Annotated in this window: 18 protein-coding genes; 2 read left to right on the top strand and 16 right to left on the bottom strand. The window is 72.4% G+C overall.

Features of this window, described 5'->3' with window-relative positions:
- Nucleotides 1-154: 154 nt before the first annotated feature.
- The 11 genes from AB0D18_RS28860 to AB0D18_RS28910 form a co-directional block, all read right to left on the bottom strand.
- Nucleotides 155-961: a DUF3159 domain-containing protein gene (locus AB0D18_RS28860; RefSeq protein WP_362424744.1), complete on the bottom strand. Its 807-nt coding sequence runs from the start codon at nt 959-961 to the stop codon at nt 155-157.
- A gap of 3 nt (nt 962-964) precedes the next feature.
- Complete coding sequence (locus AB0D18_RS28865; protein ID WP_362424746.1) at nt 965-1363, bottom strand: OB-fold nucleic acid binding domain-containing protein; 399 nt, start codon at nt 1361-1363, stop codon at nt 965-967.
- A 93-nt stretch (nt 1364-1456) separates the two neighbouring features.
- The gene (locus AB0D18_RS28870; protein ID WP_362424749.1) at nt 1457-2143 is read right to left on the bottom strand and encodes a response regulator; all 687 of its coding nucleotides are present in this window, start codon (nt 2141-2143) and stop codon (nt 1457-1459) included.
- A gap of 53 nt (nt 2144-2196) precedes the next feature.
- Nucleotides 2197-4749, bottom strand: a complete 2553-nt coding sequence (locus AB0D18_RS28875) for a DUF4118 domain-containing protein (protein ID WP_362424752.1) — start codon at nt 4747-4749, stop codon at nt 2197-2199.
- Between the two features lie 220 nt (nt 4750-4969).
- Entirely contained in the window at nt 4970-5725 is a 756-nt protein-coding gene (locus AB0D18_RS28880) for an ABC transporter ATP-binding protein (protein ID WP_362424755.1), read from the bottom strand.
- A gap of 76 nt (nt 5726-5801) precedes the next feature.
- Nucleotides 5802-6812 carry an ABC transporter ATP-binding protein gene (locus tag AB0D18_RS28885; protein ID WP_362424758.1) on the bottom strand — a complete coding sequence of 337 codons (1011 nt, stop codon included), beginning with the start codon at nt 6810-6812 and terminating at the stop codon, nt 5802-5804.
- The gene (locus tag AB0D18_RS28890; protein ID WP_362424760.1) at nt 6809-9574 is read right to left on the bottom strand and encodes an FtsX-like permease family protein; all 2766 of its coding nucleotides are present in this window, start codon (nt 9572-9574) and stop codon (nt 6809-6811) included. Before AB0D18_RS28890 ends, AB0D18_RS28885 begins: the two co-directional genes overlap by 4 nt.
- Nucleotides 9571-12861, bottom strand: a complete 3291-nt coding sequence (locus AB0D18_RS28895) for an ABC transporter permease (RefSeq protein WP_362424763.1) — start codon at nt 12859-12861, stop codon at nt 9571-9573. Before AB0D18_RS28895 ends, AB0D18_RS28890 begins: the two co-directional genes overlap by 4 nt.
- A gap of 381 nt (nt 12862-13242) precedes the next feature.
- Nucleotides 13243-14001 carry a DUF3710 domain-containing protein gene (locus AB0D18_RS28900; protein ID WP_362424766.1) on the bottom strand — a complete coding sequence of 253 codons (759 nt, stop codon included), beginning with the start codon at nt 13999-14001 and terminating at the stop codon, nt 13243-13245.
- Between the two features lies 1 nt (nt 14002).
- Complete coding sequence (gene dut / locus AB0D18_RS28905; RefSeq protein WP_362424768.1) at nt 14003-14569, bottom strand: dUTP diphosphatase; 567 nt, start codon at nt 14567-14569, stop codon at nt 14003-14005.
- Nucleotides 14566-15192 (bottom strand): PaaI family thioesterase, encoded by a 627-nt coding sequence (locus AB0D18_RS28910; RefSeq protein ID WP_362424771.1) that lies wholly within the window; start codon nt 15190-15192, stop codon nt 14566-14568. The genes dut and AB0D18_RS28910 overlap by 4 nt, the downstream gene beginning before the upstream one ends.
- A 114-nt stretch (nt 15193-15306) precedes the next feature.
- On the opposite strand from AB0D18_RS28910, the gene AB0D18_RS28915 reads away from it, so the two are divergent.
- Complete coding sequence (locus AB0D18_RS28915) at nt 15307-15759, top strand: DUF3093 domain-containing protein (RefSeq protein ID WP_362424774.1); 453 nt, start codon at nt 15307-15309, stop codon at nt 15757-15759.
- Between the two features lie 48 nt (nt 15760-15807).
- Here the strand turns inward: AB0D18_RS28915 and AB0D18_RS28920 are convergent, their stop codons facing one another.
- The 4 genes from AB0D18_RS28920 to AB0D18_RS28935 form a co-directional block, all read right to left on the bottom strand.
- Nucleotides 15808-16827 carry a hypothetical protein gene (locus AB0D18_RS28920; RefSeq protein WP_362424776.1) on the bottom strand — a complete coding sequence of 340 codons (1020 nt, stop codon included), beginning with the start codon at nt 16825-16827 and terminating at the stop codon, nt 15808-15810.
- A 13-nt stretch (nt 16828-16840) separates the two neighbouring features.
- Entirely contained in the window at nt 16841-17137 is a 297-nt protein-coding gene (locus AB0D18_RS28925; RefSeq protein WP_185026814.1) for a DUF4193 domain-containing protein, read from the bottom strand.
- Nucleotides 17138-17539: 402 nt separating this feature from the next.
- Nucleotides 17540-18784: an ATP-binding protein gene (locus AB0D18_RS28930; protein WP_362424778.1), complete on the bottom strand. Its 1245-nt coding sequence runs from the start codon at nt 18782-18784 to the stop codon at nt 17540-17542.
- A 7-nt stretch (nt 18785-18791) separates the two neighbouring features.
- The gene (locus AB0D18_RS28935) at nt 18792-19445 is read right to left on the bottom strand and encodes a response regulator transcription factor (RefSeq protein ID WP_362424780.1); all 654 of its coding nucleotides are present in this window, start codon (nt 19443-19445) and stop codon (nt 18792-18794) included.
- A 369-nt stretch (nt 19446-19814) separates the two neighbouring features.
- On the opposite strand from AB0D18_RS28935, the gene AB0D18_RS28940 reads away from it, so the two are divergent.
- The gene (locus AB0D18_RS28940; RefSeq protein WP_362424782.1) at nt 19815-19985 is read left to right on the top strand and encodes a hypothetical protein; all 171 of its coding nucleotides are present in this window, start codon (nt 19815-19817) and stop codon (nt 19983-19985) included.
- 75 nt (nt 19986-20060) lie between these two features.
- Here the strand turns inward: AB0D18_RS28940 and AB0D18_RS28945 are convergent, their stop codons facing one another.
- On the bottom strand, nt 20061-20876 hold the full coding sequence (locus AB0D18_RS28945; RefSeq protein WP_362424785.1) for an inositol monophosphatase family protein: 816 nt from the start codon (nt 20874-20876) through the stop codon (nt 20061-20063).
- Nucleotides 20877-20878: the final 2 nt, after the last annotated feature.

The raw sequence follows: 20878 nt of genomic DNA on the forward strand, positions 1-20878 counted from the left end.
GGCCCGCACCCGAACCAGCCCTCTGGCAGCACTTCGCCCCACCGGATAAATCCGGTGGGGCGAAACACAGGGCCCACATTCGCCAACAGCGTCCGTATGGAAACGGTGCGGGCCCCTCCTCGTACGCCGGTCGGATCGGGCGGCCTCGTGCCTGTCAGAGCTCGCGCTGCTGCGCGGCGGCCGCCTTGCGCTCCTTCTCGGCCTTCTCGGCCTTTTCCTCGGCCTCCATCTCCGCGAAGACGTCGATGGGGGCGGGTGCCTTCGCCAGGAAGACCCAGGTCAGCCAGACGGCCAGCAGGAACGGCGGGATCTTGAGTGCGACGACCACCCAGCCGAACTTGGTCGTGTCGGCCCACCAGTACAGCGGGAAGAGGATCGCGCACTTGGTCAGCAGGATCAGACCCCAGGCGTAGCTCGCCTTGGTGTACGCCTTCTTGCGGCCGGGGTTGCGGGTCCGCCAGGAGAGGTTCTCCTTGAAGACCGGGCCGAGGATCAGGCCGATCAGCGGCACCCCTGCGAGCGCCGTGACCAGGTACGCGACGGAGAGGCCCAGCGTGTAGAGCATGCCGGGCAGCATGAAGTCCTTCGCGTTGCCCGTCATCATCGCGAAGACCACACCGAAGGCGACTCCGAAGACGCCGCTGAAGGCGTGCTTCATGGAGTCCTTGCGGACCAGCCGGGCCACGACCATCAGGAGCGAGACGCCGAGGGCCGCGATGGCCGAGATGTGCAGGTCCTTGTTGATCGTGAAGACCGTCACGAACAGCAGGCCCGGCAGCACCGTCTCCACCATGCCGCGGACGCCGCCGAACGCCTCGAAGAGGGCGGCCTCGGTGGCCGCCTTCGTGGCGGGGTCCTGCGGGGGCGCGTCCTGCGGGACGACGTACGGCTGCGCGGCGTCATAGGACTGCGCGGCGTCGTCGCCGTGGGGGGTCGTGGTCGGCTTGTCGAATGACGTCACCGGCTACTCCTGTCCGAGCGGTCGGAGTTCGTATTTGGGGTTGAAGAGCACCCGGCGGCCGTGGCTCATGGAGATCCGGCCGGAGGCGATGAGCTTGCGGCCGGGCTCTATGCCCGCGATGGAGCGGCGGCCCAGCCAGACGACGTCCAGGGGGGCCGTGCCGTCGAACAGCTCGGCCTCCAGGGCCGGCACTCCGGCCCGCGGGCGCAGGGTGACCGTGCGCAACGTACCAGTCACCTTGACGATCTGTCGGTCGTCGCAGGCGGATATGGGGGTGCAGCCGACGGAGTGGGTGTCCTCCTGGAGCTCCGTGCAGTGCAGGTCCTCCTGGGAGGTGGACAGACGGTCTAGCATCCGGCGGAACCGCCCGGTCGACTTCTCGGGACGAGGTACGGCACTCATATGGGAAGCGTACCGGGGACGGGACCAATGGGGTCACCCGCCGTAGTCACGATCACCACTCGCAGCGGAGGCCACCCGCCTACCGCTCGAAACTCACCGCTCGAAGCGGTACCCCATCCCCGGTTCCGTGATGAAGTGCCGCGGGTGGGCCGGGTCCGCCTCCAGTTTGCGGCGGAGCTGGGCCATGTAGACCCGCAGGTAGTTGGTCTCGGTGCCGTACGACGGGCCCCAGACCTCCTGGAGGAGCTGCTTCTGGCTGACCAGCCGGCCGGTGTTGCGTACGAGCACCTCCAGGAGGTGCCACTCCGTGGGGGTGAGCCGGACGTCGCGGCCCTCCCGGTGCACCTTCTTCGCGGCGAGGTCGACGGCGAACCCCGCCGTCTCTATGAGGACGTCGCCCTCCTCCGCCGTGCCGACCGGTTCGGCCCTGCGGACGGCGGCGCGCAGCCGGGCGAGGAGTTCGTCCATGCCGAAGGGCTTGGTGACGTAGTCGTCGGCGCCCGCGTCGAGCGCCTCGACCTTCTCGTCGGAGGTGTGCCGGGCGGACAGCACCAGGATGGGCACCCGGGTCCAGCCGCGCAGCCCCTTGATGACGTCCACGCCGTCCATGTCGGGCAGGCCCAGGTCGAGCAGCACCACATCGGGGTGGCGGGCGGCGGCGAGCTGCAGGGCGGTGGCCCCGTCGGGGGCCGCGTCCACCTCGTACTTGCGCGCCTTCAGGTTGATCACGAGGGCGCGCACGATCTGCGGCTCGTCCTCGACCACGAGCACCCTGGTCATGGGGACCTTCCTCACTGCTGTCGTTTGTGTCGGGGCCGTACGGGCTGGTGCGGTCATGAGACGACCTGGGCCGGGAAGTCGGGGCGTACGAGCGTCTGGCCCGCCGCCACCTTGAGGGTGAGGACCATCGTCATGCCGCCGCCGGGGGTGTCCTCGGCGGTGAGCGTGCCGCCCATCGCCTCGACGAAGCCCCTGGCGACCGCGAGGCCGAGGCCGACCCCGGCGCCGCGCGGGGCGTCTCCGTACCGCTGGAAGGGCTCGAAGATGCGCCCCTTGTTGTCGTCGGGCACGCCGGGTCCCCGGTCGGTGACGCGGACCTCCACCCGGTCGCCGAGCGCGCTGGCGGCGACGGCGACGGGGACGCCGTCCGGGCTGTACTTGACGGCGTTCTCGACGATGTTGGCGGCGGCCCGCTCCAGCAGGCCCCGGTCGACGGCGACCATCGGCAGGGTTTCCGGAATGTCCAGCTCCACGCTGTCGTCGGGGACGCCGACGAGCGCCATCGGAATGACCTCGTCGAGGTCCGTCTCGCGGATGAGCGGGGTGACGGTGCCGGTCTGGAGGCGTGACATGTCGAGGAGGTTGCCCACCAGGTGGTCGAGGCGGTCGGCGCCCTCCTCGATGCCGGCGAGCAGCTCCGCCTCGTCCGCGTCGGACCAGGACACGTCGTCGCTCCTCAAAGAGGTGACGGCGGCCTTGATGGAGGCCAGTGGCGTACGGAGGTCGTGGCTGACGGCGGCGAGGAGCGCGGTGCGTATCCGGTTGCCCTCGGCCAGCCTGCGCGCCTCCTCTGCCTGACCGACGAGGCGCTGGCGGTCCAGTACGACGGCGGCCTGGGCGGCGAACGCGGCGAGCACCCGGCGGTCCTCGGCGGGCAGCGGCCGGCCGGAGAGGGCGAGCGCCATGTGGTCGCCGACGGGCATGTCCACGTCGGCGTCCTCGGGGCGTTCGGACGGCTTGGGGCCGACGCTGCCCGCGCAGGTCCACGGCTCGACGTCGCTCTCGCGTTCGAGCAGGGCCACGGACTCCATGGCGAAGGTCTCCCGGACGCGCTCCAGGAGGGCGTCCAGGGAGGTCTCGCCGCGCAGCACGCTGCCCGCGAGGAAGGACAGGATCTCGGACTCGGCGCGCAGCCGGGCCGCCTGGTGGGTGCGCCGGGCGGCGAGGTCGACGACGGAGGCGACGGAGACGCCGACCGCGAAGAAGATCACGATGGCGACGATGTTCTTGGGGTCGTCGATCGTGAGGGTGCGGGTGGGCGGGGTGAAGAAGTAGTTGAGGAGGAGGGAGCCGGCGGCCGCGGCGGCGAGGGCGGGCAGCAGGCCGCCGAGGAGGGCGGCGACGACGGTCAGGAAGAGGTAGAGCAGAACGTCGTTGGCCAGGCCGGGACCGTTGTTGAGGCTGGTGAGCAGGAGGGTCATCAGGACCGGTCCCGCGACGCCGACCAGCCAGCCGGCCAGGATGCGGGAGCTGCCGAGCCTGGCCCCCCTGGCGACCGGGAGGCCGCGGCCCTTGGCGACCTCGTCGTGGGTGACGATGTGGACGTCCAGGTCCGGCCCCGAGTCGCGGGCGACGGTCTGGCCGACGCCGGGGCCGAAGACGTACTGCCAGGTCTTGCGGCGGCTGGAGCCGAGCACGATCTGGGTGGCGTTGACGCCGCGGGCGAACTCCAGCAGGGAGCTCGGGGCGTCGTCGCCTATGACGTGGTGGAAGGTGCCGCCCAGGTCCTCGACGAGGGTCCGCTGAACGGCGAGTTCCTTGGGCGAGGCCGCGGTGAGGCCGTCGCTGCGGGCGACGTACACGGCGAGGATTTCACTGCCGGAGCCCTTGGCCGCCATCCGGGAGGCGCGGCGTATGAGGGTGCGGCCCTCGGGGCCGCCGGTGAGGCCGACGACTATGCGCTCGCGGGCCTGCCAGGTGGAGCGGATGTTGTGCTCGCCGCGGTACTGCTGGAGATATTCGTCGACCCGGTCGGCGACCCACAGGAGCGCCAGTTCGCGCAGGGCGGTGAGGTTGCCGGGGCGGAAGTAGTTCGAGAGCGACGCGTCGATCTTGTCGTGCTGGTAGATGTTGCCGTGCGCCATCCGGCGGCGCAGCGCCTGGGGGGACATGTCGACCAGTTCGAGCTGGTCGGCGCGGCGGACCACCTCGTCGGGGACGGTCTCGCGCTGGCGCACCCCGGTTATCGACTCGACGACGTCGCCCAGCGACTCCAGGTGCTGGATGTTGACCGTGGAGATGACGTCGATGCCGGCCTGGAGCAGCGCCTCGACGTCCTGCCAGCGCTTGGCGTGCCGGGAGCCGGGGACGTTGGTGTGCGGGAGCTCGTCGACGAGGGCGACGGCGGGGTCGCGCTCCAGGACCGCTTCGACGTCCATCTCGGTGAAGGTCGTGCCGCGGTACTCGATCGTGCGGCGGGGCACCTCTTCGAGGCCGTGCAGCATCACCTCGGTGCGCGGCCGGCCGTGGTGCTCGACGAAGGCGACGACACAGTCGGTGCCGCGCTCCACCCGGCGGTGGGCCTCGGAGAGCATCGCGTACGTCTTGCCGACGCCCGGTGCCGCCCCGAGGTAGATCCTGAGTCTTCCGCGCGTCCCGCGTCCCATGGCCCCATTGTCTTTCGAAAGCAGCTGCCTTTCGAAAGATGCAGCGTGCACTGCTCTCGACCTTAAGGCCAGCGAAGGGGACTTATCGGACAGGTCGCAGGCCAAGGGGGCGCCTTGACGCGATTCTGATGCGTCCTGTCCGGGCCCGGCCCTCGTACGCGGCCCCCGCCAGGCCTCGTACCCGGCCCTCGTACGCGGCCCCCGGGCCCGGCCCGCGCGCTCAGGCGCCGTCGGTCGCCCCGCCGCCGTCGGTTATCCGGCCGTCGCGCAGTTCGAGCACCCGGTCGGCGAGGCCGAGCAGCTGGGCGTCGTGCGTCGCGACCAGGGCGGTCACGCCCTCGCTGCGGACGACCGCGCGGAGCAGCTCCATGACGGCGAGACCGGTCTCCGCGTCGAGCTGCCCGGTCGGCTCGTCGGCGATCAGCAGGGCGGGCCGGTTGGCCAGCGCGCGGGCGATGGCGACTCGCTGCTGCTGGCCGCCGGAGAGCTCGCCGGGGCGCTGCGTCGCATGGTCGGCGAGGCCGACCAGGGAGAGCAGCAGGGCGACGCGCTCCTCGCGCTCCTTGGGGTCGGTCTTGCGCAGCCGCAGCGGCACCCCGACGTTCTCCGCGGCGCTCAGGATCGGTATCAGGCCGAAGGACTGAAAGACGAAGCCGATGCGGTCCCGGCGCATCTCCAGCAGCCCGCTCTCCCCGAGTGCGCCCACGTCGGTGCCGTCGACGACGACGCTGCCCCCGTCCGCCTTGTCGAGGCCGCCCACGAGGTTGAGCAGGGTGGTCTTGCCGGAGCCCGACCGGCCCTTGAGCGCGACCAGTTCGCCGCGCGGGAGGGTGAAGGAGACGCCCCGCAGCGCGTGCACGGCCGCGGCCCCGGTGCCGAAGGAACGGTGCAGGTCCTCCACCCGCACCATGGGCGCACCGGCCGGGTCGTCCACCAGCGTGGCAGTGCCCGTGCTGCTGCTCGTGCTCTCGGTCATCGTCGGCTCCCGCGCTCGTACCGCACATCCGTGCGGCAAATGTTGCCCCTGTGTCCGACAACGGACGTCCCACCGCTCAAGTTCCCTGTTTCCGGGGCGGTTTCGAGGTGCCCGGCCACACCCCGACATGATCGCTCTCAGTGGTCAGCCGCACCCTGCCGCGCAGCCCGTACCGCTCGATGTGCTCGCGCGGCAGCTGGAGCCGGCCGACCCGGTCGAGTACGGCGAACTCCTCGCCGTCCGCCGATCCCGCGGCCCGCAGGGTCTCGGTGGCGGTCCGGCCGTCCCTGATCCGCACGGTGCGCCTGACCTGCTCGGAGACCAGCGGATCGTGGGTCACCACCAGGACGGTCATGCCGAGTTCCTCGTTGGCCCGGCGCAGCGCGGCGAAGACCTCCTCGCCGCTGGCGGTGTCGAGTTCACCGGTCGGCTCGTCGGCGAACAGCACGCGCGGGCTGTTGGCGCCCGCCACGGCGACGGCGACGCGCTGCTGCTCACCGCCGGACATCTCCTGCGGGCGGCGGTCCTGGCAGTACCCCACGCCGAGCGCGTCCAGCAGTTCGCGCGCCTGCCCGGCCCGCTTGCGGCGCGGCACGCGTGCGTACCTCATCGGCAGCGTGACGTTCTCCAGGGCGGTCAGGTACGGCAGCAGGTTGCGGCCGGTCTGCTGCCAGACGAAGCCGACGGTCTTGCGGCGGTAGCCGAGCCGCTCGGCGCGGCCCATGGTGAGCAGGTCGTGTCCTGCGACCCTGGCCCGCCCGGCGGTGGGCAGGTCGAGACCGGAGAGGATCGAAAGGAGCGTCGACTTGCCGGACCCGGACGCGCCCACCAGGGCGACGCACTCGCCCTCGTCGACGGCCAGGTCGAGTCCCTGGAGGGCCTGCACCTCGACGTCCTCGGTGCGGTAGACGCGCACGACGTTGTCGCAGACGATCAGCCCCTCCTCGACGACGGGCACCGCGCCCGCCCTGGCGCGCTCCTCAAGAGCACTCAGTTCCGAAGAGGTGCTCCGGGCCGTGGAAGCGCTCGGGTCTTTGGAAGTGTCTTGGGAAGTGCTCGGGTCCTCGGTCGGCCCGGTGCCGGTCATGTCTGTTCCCCCAGTCGCAGTACGGCGGTGAGCCTGCGGCGCCGGGCCATCGCGGTCTCCACCGCCACGGCGGCCGCGACCAGCAGCAGGAACCCGCCGCCCAGCGCCGCGAACGCGGCGTAGTCGGTGCGCAGCGCGGGCGCGAAGGGGCCCCCGGCGAAGCTGCGCAGGTCCAGTGCGGGGCCCAGCAGTCCGGGCAGCAGCAGCCCGAGGGCGCCGCCGCCGACCGCGGCGGCCAGCACCATCGGCAGCAGCTGCAGCAGGTGCAGGGCGCCCGTGGCGCGGTCGCCGAGCCCCATGGTGCGCAACCGGGCGGCCGTGCGCCCCCGTTCGGGTGCGGACAGCAGCAGGTCGAGCACGAGGGCGAACAGGGCCAGCAGCACGGTGACGGCGGTGCACAGGCGGTACGCCGTCGTCACCGCGGACAGCACCCCGTCGCCGCCGACCGCGGCCTCCTCGTCCGCGAGGATGCGCAGGGTGCCGACGGCGGAGGTCTCCGCGCGGGGCACCAGGTAGCGCAGCGCTCGGGCGTCGATGCGCGGCCCGTACAGCAGCAGTGCCGCCCTGTGCACGGTGGGCGGGCCCAGGGCGGCGAGTGCCGCCTCGTCGGCCAGCAGCAGCGGCGCGTCCGACCCCTGGCGCAGCGGTCCCAGTACGTCGTCCCGGACGGCGTCGGGCGGCAGCGCTCCCACCACTTTGATGGAGGCGTCGGTGCCGCGCACCCAGGCCCGGTAGACACCGCCCTGGAGCAGTTCGGGGCCCGCGAGCACCGGGATCTCCCGGCCGCCGCCCGGACGGACGGCCGCCAGGGCGCGGCCCGCCGCGGAGCCGGGGACCGCCCTGCGCAGTGCGGCGCCGTCCAGGGACACCAGGTCGACGGTGCCGGTGCTGGACCCGTCGCGGTCGTTCTTCAGGTCGGCCGTACGGAGGCTCGCGGCGACCCGGTGCCGTACTCCGGGCGTCGCCGAAAGGCGTCGGACGGTACCCGCGTCGAGACGTTCGGCGGTGTACGAAGCGTCGGCTCCGGTGTGCCAACGGGCGGCGTCGCGGCGCCCCTCGGTGAGGGTCTGCGCGACCAGGCCGCCGAAGACCGCGGTGGCCAGGGTCGTGACGAGGACGAGCAGGGCCAGTGCGCGGGCCGGGGCGTCCTGGGCGGCCCGGGACAGCGCGACGAGCGGCACGGTGCCCCTTCTGCGAGCCGACCAGCGGGCCGCGGCCCGTACCGGGGGCGGGTAGCAGCGCACCAGGACGATGACCGCCGCGACCCCCAGCAGGGCCGGTACGAGGGCGAGTGGGAGGTCCGGTTCGGCGGCGGTGGGGCGTGAGCGCAGGGTGTACACGCCGATCCCGGTGAGCAGCAGCAGCCCCGCTTCCACGGTGAGGCGGCGCAGGGCGGCGCTGCGGGTGCGGCGGGCGCGGGTGCCGATCGGGGCGTGCAGGGCGCCGTCGCGCAGCGCGTACCAGGTGAGCGCGGGCAGCAGGAGCCATACGGCGACGGCGAGGTACAGGGCGGTCAGGAAGCCCGGGGGCGGTGTGCCTTCGGGTGCGTACAGGCGCGCGAGGAGGACCCCTGCGGCCCACCCGAGCAGTACCAGCGGTGCGGTCCCGGCCGCGGCGGCGCCCGCGAGGCCGGACGCGGACGCGCCGCGGGCCCGGCGCAGCCGGAGCTCGGGGAGGCGGCGGCGCAGTGCGAGCAGTGCGGCGACGGCGCAGGCGGCGAGGCCCACGCAGAACAGCGAGGCGGGTGCGAAGGCGATGAGCACCCTGACGCGGGCCCAGTCCTGATCGAACCGGTCGAGGGCCTTCACCAGGGGGCTGGTGCTCTGGAGCACTTCCGCCGGGTGCTGTCCGATCTCGCAGGCGTAGACCTGGGTGCAGAACTGCACCCCCGCGTCCTCCCGGTAGCTGTCGAGTGCCTGCCGCAGCGCGGTACTCCCTTCGCCGGTCGCCAGGGGGGTGGCGGCGGTGGCGCCGAACGCCAGCCGAAGCCGCCAGACGGCGAGCAGGTCGAAGACCTGCTGCTCCTGGATCTGTTCGACGGCGGCCGGGCCGACGACCGCGAAGGCCTGCCAGGTCGGGGAGGCGCCCGGCGCGGAGGTCGGCAACGGGGTGGCGAGCAGCGGCACTTCACGCAGCAGCCTGCTGTCCTTCGGGGCGAAGAAGCCGACCACGCGCGCGGTGCCCTCCGCCCGCTTGAACCCCGGCGGGGAGGTCAGGACGAGCTGTTGGCCCAGGCGCAGTCCGAGAGCGTCGCGGGTGCGGGTGGAGACGGCGACCTCCAGCGCACCGCTTGTGGCGGAGGGGGGACGGCCCTGGGCGTACGTGTTCGGGGGCGGCGCGTCGTCGGGCAGGAGCAGGGTGAAGGCGGCCGCACCTCCGGGCGCAGGGGCGGTGCCCGCCGGGATCTCGACCCGGGTGGAGTCGGGGATGAGGTTGCCCTCCAGGGGCGGGCCCGCGGCACCCACGATCCGGTCGCGGGTCGCCGCCAGGTCGCCCGCGAGTCCCCCGGTGGGCGGCACGTCACTGTCCGCCGGGTGGAAGGTGGCGAAGAACTCGAGTCCCGGCGCGGCACGTTGGGCCCCTGCCAGGCGGGAGGCCAGCGCGTTCCCGGCGAGCCTGTCGAGGACGGCGGGGCCTGCGGAGGCGACGAGGGCGAGCAGGGCGGTGAGGACGGTGAGGCAGAGCCGCAGGGGCAGTTCGGCGCGGGCATGGCGCACGGCGGGGTGCCCTGCCGCCGCCCTCAGGCAGCTGTCGGTACTCATCGGTCCTCCCCCGCGCGCAGCACCCGTGCCAGGTCGGTACGCGCCAGGAATCGCGCCGCCACGGTGACCACCACGCAGATCAGTGCGGTCGTCGCGGCGACGGTGAGCCCGACCCTCCCCCAGGGAACCTCGGTCAGCAGCCACGGGAAGACGGTGCTGCCCTCCGCGTCGACGGTGACCAGCGGCATGATCGCGGAGGCGAGGACCGTGCCGAGGACCGTGCCGAGGACGGCCGCGACGGCGGCGATGCACAGTTGCTCGGTCCACAGGTAGGCGGCGAGCTGTCCGCGCCGTACGCCCAGCGCCCTCAAGAGGGCGAACTCGCGCTGGCGGGCGCGTGCGGAGAGCGCGGTGTGCAGGGTGAACGCGACGACCGCGAAGGCCGGGGCGAGCATCAGGCACAGGGTGAGCGCCCCGCGCGCCCCCTCCCGCAGCGGGTCCGCGGCCAGCTCGCGCTGTGTCCGCGGTACGTCGACGACGGTGCCGTACCGCTTCTGCTGTGCGGCGTGCAGCGCGGGCGAGGAGTCGCCGCCGCGCACCGACACCCACCACGCCTGCTCGCGTTCCGGCAGCATCCCGGCCCGTACGAGATGGGCGGCGACCACCCGGGAGTCGGCGAGCAGGCGCGGGGCCGCGCGGTCGGTGCCCGGCACGGCCGCGATCCGGCCGGTGATCCGGAAGTTCAGGGCGCGCCCGGCCACGGACACCTTGACGGTGCCGCCCACGGCGAGGTGCGCGGCGTCCAGAAGGGCGTCGGTGGCGAGCGCGGGGACGGGCGGCGCGGTGCCGGCCGGCGGCTGGGGCACGAGCGTGACGCCCCACTTGGGGAACTGGGCGGGCAGCTGCGGACCGCGCACCACCGAGTCCAGCAGGGTTCCGGCGCGCTTGGTGTCGGTGCACAGGACCGGGCCCGCCGGTTGCCGGACGCCGGGTGGGGGTGTGCCGGCACCGGGACAGCCCGCGGCGGCGAGCGCGGCGGGCGTGACCCGTTCGACGTCCCGCCAGTCGGGCCGTTCACCGAGTCCCGGCACCTGATCGACGGTCAGCCGGTAGGTGCGCTGCAGGGTTTCGCCCTTCATGCTCAGGCCGACCTGGACGAGGCGGACCGGACCGCCTCGTTCCGGCAGGACGGGCAGCGGCAGGGGAACCGTCCGGGCGCGCCCGCCGTTGACCTGCAAAAGGGTCGTGCTCCGGTGTGTGAGACCGTCGCCGTCCTCGAAGTCGACCGTGAGCCGTACGGGCCCCGCCGTCCCGGGCCCGTCCGCCGACAGCCGTACCCGCAGCGGCAGCCGGCCCGGCTCCGCCCGGTGCGCCTTCGGATCCAGCGTCGCCCCGTGCTCGGGCACGTAATTCCCCAGGGGGGCGAGCAGGTCGGCCAGGGGCCGGTCGGCGAGGTCGCCCCGGAGCGTGGGCACGGGGCCCGTGCCGGTGTGGAAGGAGGTGATGCCGGTCAACTGTTCGTTGACGGTGCCCTCGGTCTCGAAGACAGGCGTGACGGCGCTCGCGCCGGGCAGCGCCTCGTATGCGGCGCGCCGCTCGCCGGACGGCGGCCCGCCGGAGTGGTCCGGCGCGATCCGCAGGTCCGCGCCGACGGCGAACACAGCCTGGTCGTGGTCGCCCCGGTCCAGCATGGCCAGCGAGGTGCTGCTGAGCGCCCCGACCGCCAGGGCGAGCGCCACCACCAGGGTGGGGCCCGCGTGCCCGGACGCCCGGCGGCCGATCTGCCAGCCGCCGAGCGGCAGGACGAGTCCGCGGCCGCGCCCGGCGAGCGGTTCGGTGACGCGGGCGACGAGCGGCAGCAGCCGCAGCACGAGCAGCGCCGAGGCGCAGGTCATGGTGACGGGGGCGAGGACCAGTACGGGGTCCACCCCGCTGTCGCCCACGGGGGTGCGGTACTGGCGCAGCTGGAGCCAGCCCAGGACGGCGACGACGGCCAGCGCCAGGTCGGTGCCGGCCCGCTGTGCCCCCGCCCACCGGCCCATTCTGCGCCGGAGTTTGGCGATCGCCTCCCGGTCGCCCGCCGCCCGTACGGCGGGAGCGAGCATCGCCGCCCCGTGCACCAGTACCGCCAGCAGCGCCATCGACCAGCCGAGGGCGAGCAGGGCCGATTCCGGTACGTCGCCAGGGAGCAGCCCGGTCCTGGCCAGCGCCCCGAGCAGCGGCCCGGCCAGGAACGGTGCGGCGAGCGCGGCGGGCACGGCCACGGCGACCCAGTGGGCCACGGCGGAGCCGGCGATCCGGGGTGTTCCCGCGCCGCGCGCGGCGAGCAGGGCCAGTTCGGGCCGCCGGTGTTCGGCGAGTTGGCGGGCGGTGAGGACGAGGGCGGCGGCGGCCAGTGCGGCGAGCAGGCTCGCCGGGATGTAGAGGCCGGCCCGGGAGACCGCGATGGGCGTCTCCAGCAGGTCCAGCGAGTTTCCCAGCCCCCCGTCGACGGTGATCTTCACGCCTTCGGGCGGTTTGGCGCCCTGGAAGACGGAGAGGGCGGTGTCGCTCCCCGCGAAGCCGTACACCCTCCGGCTGAGCGGGGCGATGTCACCGAGCCGCACCCGGTCGGCGCGGGGCACGGCCAGCCAGAGGTCCTTGGCGTTGCGGGTGAACCGGGGTTCGGCGAGGAACGCCTTGCGCGGTACGAGGACCAGGTGGCCGGTGTCGCCGAAGGAGCCGGCCGCTCCGCGCCACAGCGCCGGGTTGCCGCCGCTGCTGTCGTACGTGCCGGTCATCCTGGCCTGCACGCGGCGCCCTTCGTCCAGTGCGAACGCGAAGGCGTCGCCCGGACTCAGAGCGAGCCGTGCGGCGAGTTCCACGGGAAGCGCGCCCTCCAGCCGCCCTCCGGCGTCTCCATTGCCCGGCCACCGCCCTTCCACCAGCCGCGCCTCGCTGCCCGCGGCCGGCCCGCCGTCCGCTCCCGCCCCTTCCACCGAAACCACCGCGACCGTGACGTCGTCCCGCTCCCGGCCGCTCGCGTCGACCACGCCGAACTCCGCGGCGAACGCCGAAGGGGCCCGCAGGACCGACCTGGTGCGGTGCGGCACACCGCCGAAGGTCCGCTCGGCCGCCGCCCGTACCGCGGTGTCCGTACGGGCGTATTCGGCGGCCCCGCCCGCCTGGGGGTGGTCCCCCAGGATCCGGAGCGCCGCCGTCCGGTCGGCGGCGAGCCGGCGCTGGATGCCGCCCTCGACGGCGTTCTCGGTGAGGGCGGCGAGGGCGGCGAGCACGGTCGCGGCGAGCAGCACGGCGAGCGCCGCGGCGCAGAGCACCAGGGCGTGGTGCCGCCCCCAGCGCACCACGACGGGCGTCCTCCTGCGGGCCCCCTTGGGAGCGCTCCCAGCGGCCCCAGCACCCCCAGCAGCACCGGCTCCTGGCCGGTCCGCGACATCCTCAGGCACCCCGGCCGCCCCACCCGCGCCAGGGTCTGCACAGTGTGCTCACAGCCCCGTTCCTCCCCCGTACGATCCGCCACAGTATGGGAGGCGGACCGTGCGTCACGCAATGGCCCGGGGTCGTCAACTCCGGCCTGCCCCAAAGGAGTTACGGCAAAACGGCCGGTGGCCCGCACCCCTTGCGGGTATGCGGGCCACCGGCCGTACGAACCCCCAGCACCTCAGCCCTGAAGCGGCTCAGGTCCTGAAGCGACTCAGGTCCTGAAGCGCCTCAGGTCCTGAAGCGCCTCAGCGCACCTCGGTGATCTCGGGGCCGCGCTGCAACTGCCCCATACCGCCGGAGAAGCGGGACTCCGCCTGCTCCTCCTGCTGAACGCCCTCGGCGACCATCTGCGCGTCGTCCGGGAGCTTCAGGACGATCGGGTCGCGCGGCGCCATCGGCCCCTCGCCCCGTACCACCACGGTGTCCAGGAAGATCTGCTCCAGTACGCCCGCGGCCTCGGGCTGCACCGCGCCCTGCCCGGAGATCACTCCGCGCAGGAACCAGCGGGGGCCGTCGACGCCGACGAAGCGCACCATCTGCACACCGCTGTTGCCGTCCGGCAGCTGTACGGGGACCTGGGCGCGCAGCTCCCAGCCCAGCGGGCCCTCGACCTCGTCGATGACTCCGCCCTGCGAGGTGATGCCGGTGGCGATCTCCTCGCGGACCTCGCCCCAGATGCCTTCCTTCTTGGGCGCGGCGAAGGCCTGCAACTGGACCGCGCTGTCGCGCAGTACGACCGTCGCGGCCACGATCGCGTCGCCCGCGACCTCCACCCGAAGCTCCATGCCCTCGACCCCGGGCACGAAGATGCCGCCCAGGTCGACCCGGCCCTCGCCGGGCTCGGAGACCTCGGAGACGTCCCAGGGGCCGTCGGGGCGGGGCGCCGGCGGCAGGTTGGACCTGCGCACCTCACCCTCCGCGCCTTCTTCGGCCTCGACGGCGACCTGCTCGGTCACGCCCGCCTCGTCCTCGGCGGATTCGCTCTTCTTGCGACGTCCGAACACGTCACTGTCCTTCCCGGTCGTTAACGACCGAAGCGTATGAGTTCCCACCCGTTGAGTCGTCCGTGGTGCCCTTCACCGAGCCGCCCACCGGTCCGCCGGCAGCGGGTCCACCCACCGCGGCATGACCGCCGGTCGACCCGAAACCCCCTGCGGCCCGCGCCGAACCGGGAAGTTCCGCGACCTCGTGGAAGCGCACCTTCTCGACCTGCTGGACGACCAGTTGGGCAATCCGGTCGAAACGCTCGAACCGCACGCTCTCGCGCGGGTCCAGATTGACCACGATCACCTTGATCTCCCCACGGTACCCGGCATCCACCGTCCCGGGGGCATTCACGAGGGCCAGACCGCAGCGGGCGGCCAGCCCCGAACGCGGGTGCACGAAGGCGGCGTACCCGTCGGGCAGCGCGATCGAGACACCGGTGGGCAGCACCGTCCGCTCACCGGGGGCGAGTTCGCACGCCTCGGTGGTGACCAGGTCGGCCCCGGCGTCGCCGGGATGCCCGTACGACGGCAGGGGTACGTCGGGGTCGACCCTGCGGATCAGTACGTCTACGGGGTTACGGCTCATGGGTTCACCTCGAAGGCGCGGGCGCGCCTGACCTGATCGGGGTCGGCCATGGCCGCGCGGATCTCCTCCGGGCGGCCGTTGTCGATGAAGTGGTCGACCTTGACTTCGATGAAGAGGGCGTCCGCACGGACCGCAACGGGCCCGTCCGGGCCGCCGATCCGTCCGGTCGCCGTGGAGTAGATCTTGCGGCCGTGCACGGCGGTCACCTCGGCGTCGAGGTGCAGCACGGTGCCGACGGGTACGGGGCGTACGAAATCGGTCTCCAGCCGTCCCGTCACCGCGATCACCCGCAGCAGCCACTGCAGCGCGCCCAGCGTCTCGTCCAGCGCCGTTGCCAGTACGCCGCCGTGGGCGAGGCCCGGAGCGCCCTGGTGGGCGGGCTGGACGGTGAACTCCGCCGAGACCCGCACACCGGGTCCCTCGCCGGCCCGCGCCTGGAGGTGCAGCCCGTGCGGCTCGCCCTCGCCGCACCCGAAACAGTGCTCGTAGTGCGCGCCGAGAAGCTCTCCCGGGGCCGGGGCGTCGGGGTGCCGGACCGGGGCTATGGCATCGGCCGGGGGCGTCAGGGCCGTGGAGCCGGCCGGGCGTCCGCCGGTCGCCCCCCGGGGGTTCTCAGTACTCACAGGCGCAGACCTTACTTCGGTTTGCCGCACGGAAGTCATTCGGTCCACCCCTGTGCCCCACCTGTCCAGCCCCGCGTAGGGATGCGCAGGTCGCGCCGTGCCAAGCTAAGCGTTATGCAGTCCTACGAAGAACGCCTGACCGCACCCCGTTCCTGGTGGCTCGTCACCGTGCTGGCGGGGATCGCGTGCGGGCTGATCCTGCTGCCGGTGGGCCCCCTGCCGATGCTGGGCGGGGTGATCGGCGGGATCCTCCTCACGGGTGCGCTGGTCAGCAGTTACGGCTCGGTGCGGATCAGGGTGGTGGCCGGTTCGCTGGTCGCCGGCGACGCCAGGATCCCGGTGGCCGCACTCGGCGACGCCGAGGTGCTGGACGCCGAGGAGGCACGCGCCTGGCGGACCCACAAGGCCGATCTGCGCGCCTTCATGCTGCTGCGCAGCTACATCCCCACCGCACTGCGGGTACAGATCACGGACCCGACCGACCCGACCCCGTACGCCTACCTCTCCACCCGCCACCCCCAGGCCCTGGCAGACGTACTCACCGCCGCACGGACCGAAGCCCCGTAGGGGGCTTTCAGGGGCGCGGCCGGCCGACCACAGACCCGCCTGCGGGAGCTACCCCTCCAACTCCTTGAGCTCTCGCGCATGGTCCAGCGCCGGCAGCTCCAACGCATCCCACGGAACCTGCCGCGTACGCAGATCCCCCCGAATGCGCTCGGCAAGCTTCCTGGTGTCGCGCCGGTTCATCACCGCCCCCACCGCCGCCCCCACCATGAACGGCATCAGGTTCGGCAGGTTCCGCACCATCCGCTTCATGATCTGCTGGCGCAGCTCGCGCTTCATCTGCCCGCCGAGGGCCACGTTGAGCGTGGTCGGCTTGGTGATGTCGACGCCGCGCTCCTCGGCCCAGGAGCCCAGGTAGGCGATGGTGCGCTGCTTGAGGTTGCCCGGCGGCCGCTGTCCGTAGACCTCGTGCAGCTCCGCGATGAGCTTGAGCTCGATCGCGGCGACGCCGGTGATTTCGGCGGCCAGCTCGGCCGGCATGGCCGGCGGTACGGGCAGCATCGCGGCCGCGCCGACGCCCGCGCCCACGGTGGACGTGCCGTTGGAGGCGCCCGCCACGAGTTTGTCGGCGAGCTGCTCCGGGCCGAGCCCGGGGAACTGCCTGCGCAGGGTCGCCAGGTCCCGGACGGGAACGCGCGGTGCGTTCTCGATGACCCGGTCGGTGAGATGGACGAGAGCCGCTTTCGCGCCCTCCCCGCCCTTCCGTACGCCCTGCCTGAGAGCGGGAACGCCCTTCTTGAGAGCAGGTACACCTTGTTTGAGGGCGGGTACGCCCCGCCTGAGGGCCGCCAGACGCCGGGCCCCGGTCACGGGCCCCTTCTCGTCGCCGAGCCGGGCCGGGAGGCCCTGCTCGGCGTCATGTGCGCCGGCGGCGTCACTCAAGTCGCCGTCTTCCCGCTGGGAGGGTTCCCCCTGAGGGGCTTCCCGGTGGGAGGACGGCACGAGCGCGGTGGACTCGGCGGACGCCTGTGCGGCGTCCGTCGGGCCACTGCCGCCCGGTTGTGCCTCTTGTGCCTCCGACGCCTTCTTGCGCCGGAAAGGCCGCTTCCTGAACGGTGTCGCGCCAGTCACGGCCGACCCCGTCCTAGTCGCAGTCGCGGCAGATCGGCTGGCCGTTCTTCTCGCGGGCCAGCTGGCTGCGGTGGTGGACCAGGAAGCAGCTCATGCAGGTGAACTCGTCGGCCTGCCGGGGCAGCACACGGACGGACAGTTCCTCGTTGGAAAGGTCCGCGCCGGGCAGCTCCAGGCCTTCAGCCTGCTCGAACTCATCGACGTCGACGGTCGTGTTCGACTTGTCGTTCCGCCGTGCCTTGAGTTCTTCGATGCTGTCCTCGTTGAGGTCGTCATCGGTCTTACGTGGGGTGTCGTAATCCGTTGCCATGTCGCTCTCCCCCTCTGGGTGGTTGCGGTGTCTCCAGCGCAGTAACGCGTGAGAGGCCGGACTTGTGCCCGACCTGAGGCGGAGATTTTGCCTCACATCAAGGTCTGTTACTCAATCGACACCTGAGACGCACCCCTCGGGGTGATCGTCTTGGATGGCGATCGGGACCGTACACGGTCCGAATGTCGCACCGTCCGTGCGCCACCCCGTGTACTTCCCGTGATCTCACCCCCTGGAAACCCGGAGTTTTCCCGGATTTGCGGAGGGTTGGTGATCACGGAGAGTAGGTGGGCGGAAAGTGCGACCTGTGATCGATCACACACGGAGTCATCGGGTTTCCGTCCCGAAAATTCCGCTTAAAGCGAACACATTGACGGCTTCGCCAAGCACCTCGGCCGGGTGTCACACCGGCAGCATGACGCGCATGACAAGGCCGCCGCCCTCGCGGGGCTCCGCGATGATACGGCCTCCGTGAGCCCTCGCGACGCTGCGCGCGATGGACAGCCCCAGGCCGACGCCCTTGTCACTGCCCGTTCGCTCCGTACGCAGCCGTCTGAACGGCTCGAAGAGGTTGTCGATCTCGTACGCGGGAACCACTGGACCCGTGTTCGACACCACCAGTACCGCTTGCCCGTGCTCGATCCCGGTGGTGACTTCGACCCACCCATTGTCCGCCACGTTGTACCGCACCGCGTTCTGAACCAGGTTGAGCGCGATCCGCTCCAGCAGGACCCCATTGCCCTGTACGACCGCGGGCTCCTGCTCCCCGCGCAGCTCCACGCCCTTGTCCTGGGCCTCGCCACGGGTCTGGTCGAGGGCGCGGGTGGCGACCTCGGCCATGTCCACGGGCTTGCGCTCGACGATCTGGTTGTCGCTGCGGGCGAGCAGCAGCAGGCCCTCCACGAGCTGCTCGCTGCGCTCGTTGGTGGCCAGCAGCGTCCTGCCGAGCTGCTGGAGCTCCACCGGGGCCCCCGGGTCCGAGAGATGGACCTCCAGCAGGGTCCGGTTGATGGCGAGGGGCGTCCTGAGCTCGTGCGAGGCGTTGGCGACGAAGCGCTGCTGGGCGGTGAAGGCCCGCTCCAGCCGGTCGAGCATCTCGTCGAAGGTGTCGGCGAGCTCCTTCAGCTCGTCGTCCGGGCCGTCCATCTCGATGCGCCGGGACAGGTCCGTACCGGCCACCCGGCGGGCGGTACGGGTGATCCGGCCCAGCGGCGAAAGGACCCGGCCGGCCATCGCGTACCCGAAGGCGAAGGCGATGACGCTGAGGCCGACCAGCGCCAGCAGGGAGCGGTTCAGGAGGTCGTTGAGGGCCTCCTGGCGCTGACTGCCGAGGCAGGAGCGCAGCATCGCGTTCAGCTGCTCGTCGTTCTGCGCCTGGTTCAGGGCGGGGCAGGTGGAGCTGGAGAGGTGGATGTTCTGCCCGGTGACCTGGAAGTCGGCCTGCTGGGTGCCGTCCCGCAGGGCCTGCGCGGTCAGCAGGTAGATGATCGACAGCAGCAGGATGCCCGCGATCAGGAACATGCCGCCGTAGAGCAGCGTGAGCCTTATCCGGATCGTCGAGCGGATCCAGGGGAAGGCCTGCTCGGGCTGGCGGGGGTCCCAGGAGGGTTTCGGCGGGGCTGCCGGTGGTGCCGGTACGGTCTTCACCCGCGCCTCAGATCCGGTAGCCGGAGCCGGGCACCGTGACGATGACCGGCGGCTCGCCGAGCTTGCGGCGCAGGGTCATCACGGTGACCCGCACGACGTTGGTGAACGGGTCGGTGTTCTCGTCCCAGGCCTTTTCGAGGAGCTGCTCGGCGGAGACCACGGCGCCCTCGCTGCGCATCAGCACCTCCAGTACCGCGAACTCCTTCGGCGCGAGCTGGATCTCCCGGCCCTCGCGGAAGACCTCGCGCCGGTTGGGGTCGAGCTTGATGCCGGAGCGCTCCAGCACGGGCGGCAGCGCCACGGTGGTACGGCGGCCCAGGGCGCGCACCCGGGCGGTCAGCTCGGTGAAGGCGAAGGGCTTGGGGAGGTAGTCGTCCGCCCCGATCTCCAGGCCCTCCACCCGGTCGCTGACGTCGCCGGACGCGGTGAGCATCAGGACGCGGGTGGGCATGCCCAGCTCGACGATCTTGCGGCAGACGTCGTCGCCGTGCACAAGGGGGAGGTCGCGGTCCAGAACCACGACGTCGTAGTCGTTGACCCCGATCCGTTCCAGGGCGGCGGCGCCGTCGTACACGACGTCGACGGCCATGGCCTCCCGGCGCAGTCCGGTGGCCACCGCATCGGCGAGCAGCTGCTCGTCCTCGACGACGAGTACGCGCACGTCGGGTCCTTCCTCTGGTGCCCTCGTGGGCAGGGGTGTGTGGACCCCCATCCTGCCCGTTTCGGCCGTAAACCGGCTGTAAGACGGCCTGTACCAGCTCTCAGGGGGCGCTGCGGGCCCGGTGCGGAAGTACGACTTCCATGATTCTCGGGGCAGTTGAGGTTTCCCTGAGGTGCGGCGCGGGGAGGACGTCAGAACACCCCGCGATCACGCCCCGTATTTGGCGCGCCACAGCCCGCTCTGTTCCCCGAGGGACGTTCCCGAGGGAATGTCCACCGGAGGGAATGCGCTACGCCACAGGGAGTGCCCGTGATCGCACTACCCTCGGCACACCCCCGTGCCACCGACCCATGACGAGGGGGCACACACATGGACGCCTTCACCACCAGTCTCCTGAACCGCATAAAGGACACCGAGTCGGACCTCTCCCGGGCCCGTGACGCCGGCGACGACTTCCTGGTCGACGTCGAGCAGGAGGAGCTCAACGACCTGCACCGGATCGCCGCCGAGCACGGCGTGGCGGTCAATGTGGCCGCCTGAGGCGTCCCACGCTTGTACGGAGGGCCCCGTTTCCGGTACGTCCGGATCGGGGCCCTCCGCATGTCTGGCGCCGCATCAGTCGTGCCAGGCGCCCAGCTCGTCGAGGAGCCTCTGGAGCGGCTCGAAGACGCCGGGCGGGGCCGCGAGGGCCAGCTCCCCCGAGGGGCGCTCTCCCGGCCTGCCGCCGGTCAGGGCGCCCGCCTCGCGGGCGATCAGGTCGCCGGCCGCCAGGTCCCAGGGGTTGAGCCCACGCTCGTAGTACCCGTCGAGCCGCCCGGCCGCCACGTCGCACAGGTCGATGGCCGCCGACCCGCCGCGCCGGATGTCGCGGAAGCCAGGGATCAGCCGTCCGGCGATCTCGGCCTGCCGCTTCCGCCGCTCGGCGAGGTACCCGAAACCGGTGCCGATGAGTGCCCGGTCGAGCGGCGGGGCCGGGCGGACGCTCAGCTTCCGGCCGGTGCCCGAGGGGCTGTCGCAGTACGCGCCGCCGCCTCGCACCGCGCGGTACGTCTCGCGCCGCAGCGGGGCCTCGACGACGCCGACCAGCGTCTCTCCCTCATACTCTGCGGCGATCGAGACGGCCCAAGTGGGCAGTCCGTAGAGGTAGTTCACGGTTCCGTCGAGCGGGTCGACCACCCAGCGGACGCCGCTGCTGCCCTCGGAGGAGGCACCCTCCTCGCCGAGCACCCCGTCGTCGGGGCGCCTCTCGGCGAGGAAGCCGGTGATCAGTTTCTCGGCGGCGATGTCCATCTCGGTGACGACGTCGACGGAGCTGGTTTTGGTGGCGGCCACCCCGAGGTCGTCGGGGCGGCCGTCGCGCAGCAGTGCACCGGCCCGGCGGGCGGCTTCCAGGGCGATGGCGAGCAGTTCGTTCTGCAGGGCGTCGGTCACGG

This window comes from Streptomyces sp. NPDC048442, from assembly GCF_040651475.1.
Taxonomy (GTDB): Bacteria; Actinomycetota; Actinomycetes; order Streptomycetales; family Streptomycetaceae; genus Streptomyces.

Bases quoted from the DNA above. Each gene is read 5' to 3' on its own strand.
- AB0D18_RS28865 (WP_362424746.1), bottom strand. From the start codon at position 1,363: ATGAGTGCCGTACCTCGTCCCGAGAAGTCGACCGGGCGGTTCCGCCGG.
- AB0D18_RS28870 (WP_362424749.1), bottom strand. From the start codon at position 2,143: ATGACCAGGGTGCTCGTGGTCGAGGACGAGCCGCAGATCGTGCGCGCC.
- AB0D18_RS28875 (WP_362424752.1), bottom strand. From the start codon at position 4,749: ATGGGACGCGGGACGCGCGGAAGACTCAGGATCTACCTCGGGGCGGCA.
- AB0D18_RS28880 (WP_362424755.1), bottom strand. From the start codon at position 5,725: ATGACCGAGAGCACGAGCAGCAGCACGGGCACTGCCACGCTGGTGGAC.
- AB0D18_RS28885 (WP_362424758.1), bottom strand. From the start codon at position 6,812: ATGACCGGCACCGGGCCGACCGAGGACCCGAGCACTTCCCAAGACACT.
- AB0D18_RS28890 (WP_362424760.1), bottom strand. From the start codon at position 9,574: ATGAGTACCGACAGCTGCCTGAGGGCGGCGGCAGGGCACCCCGCCGTG.
- dut (WP_362424768.1), bottom strand. From the start codon at position 14,569: ATGAGCCGTAACCCCGTAGACGTACTGATCCGCAGGGTCGACCCCGAC.
- AB0D18_RS28915 (WP_362424774.1), top strand. From the start codon at position 15,307: ATGCAGTCCTACGAAGAACGCCTGACCGCACCCCGTTCCTGGTGGCTC.
- AB0D18_RS28925 (WP_185026814.1), bottom strand. From the start codon at position 17,137: ATGGCAACGGATTACGACACCCCACGTAAGACCGATGACGACCTCAAC.
- AB0D18_RS28940 (WP_362424782.1), top strand. From the start codon at position 19,815: ATGGACGCCTTCACCACCAGTCTCCTGAACCGCATAAAGGACACCGAG.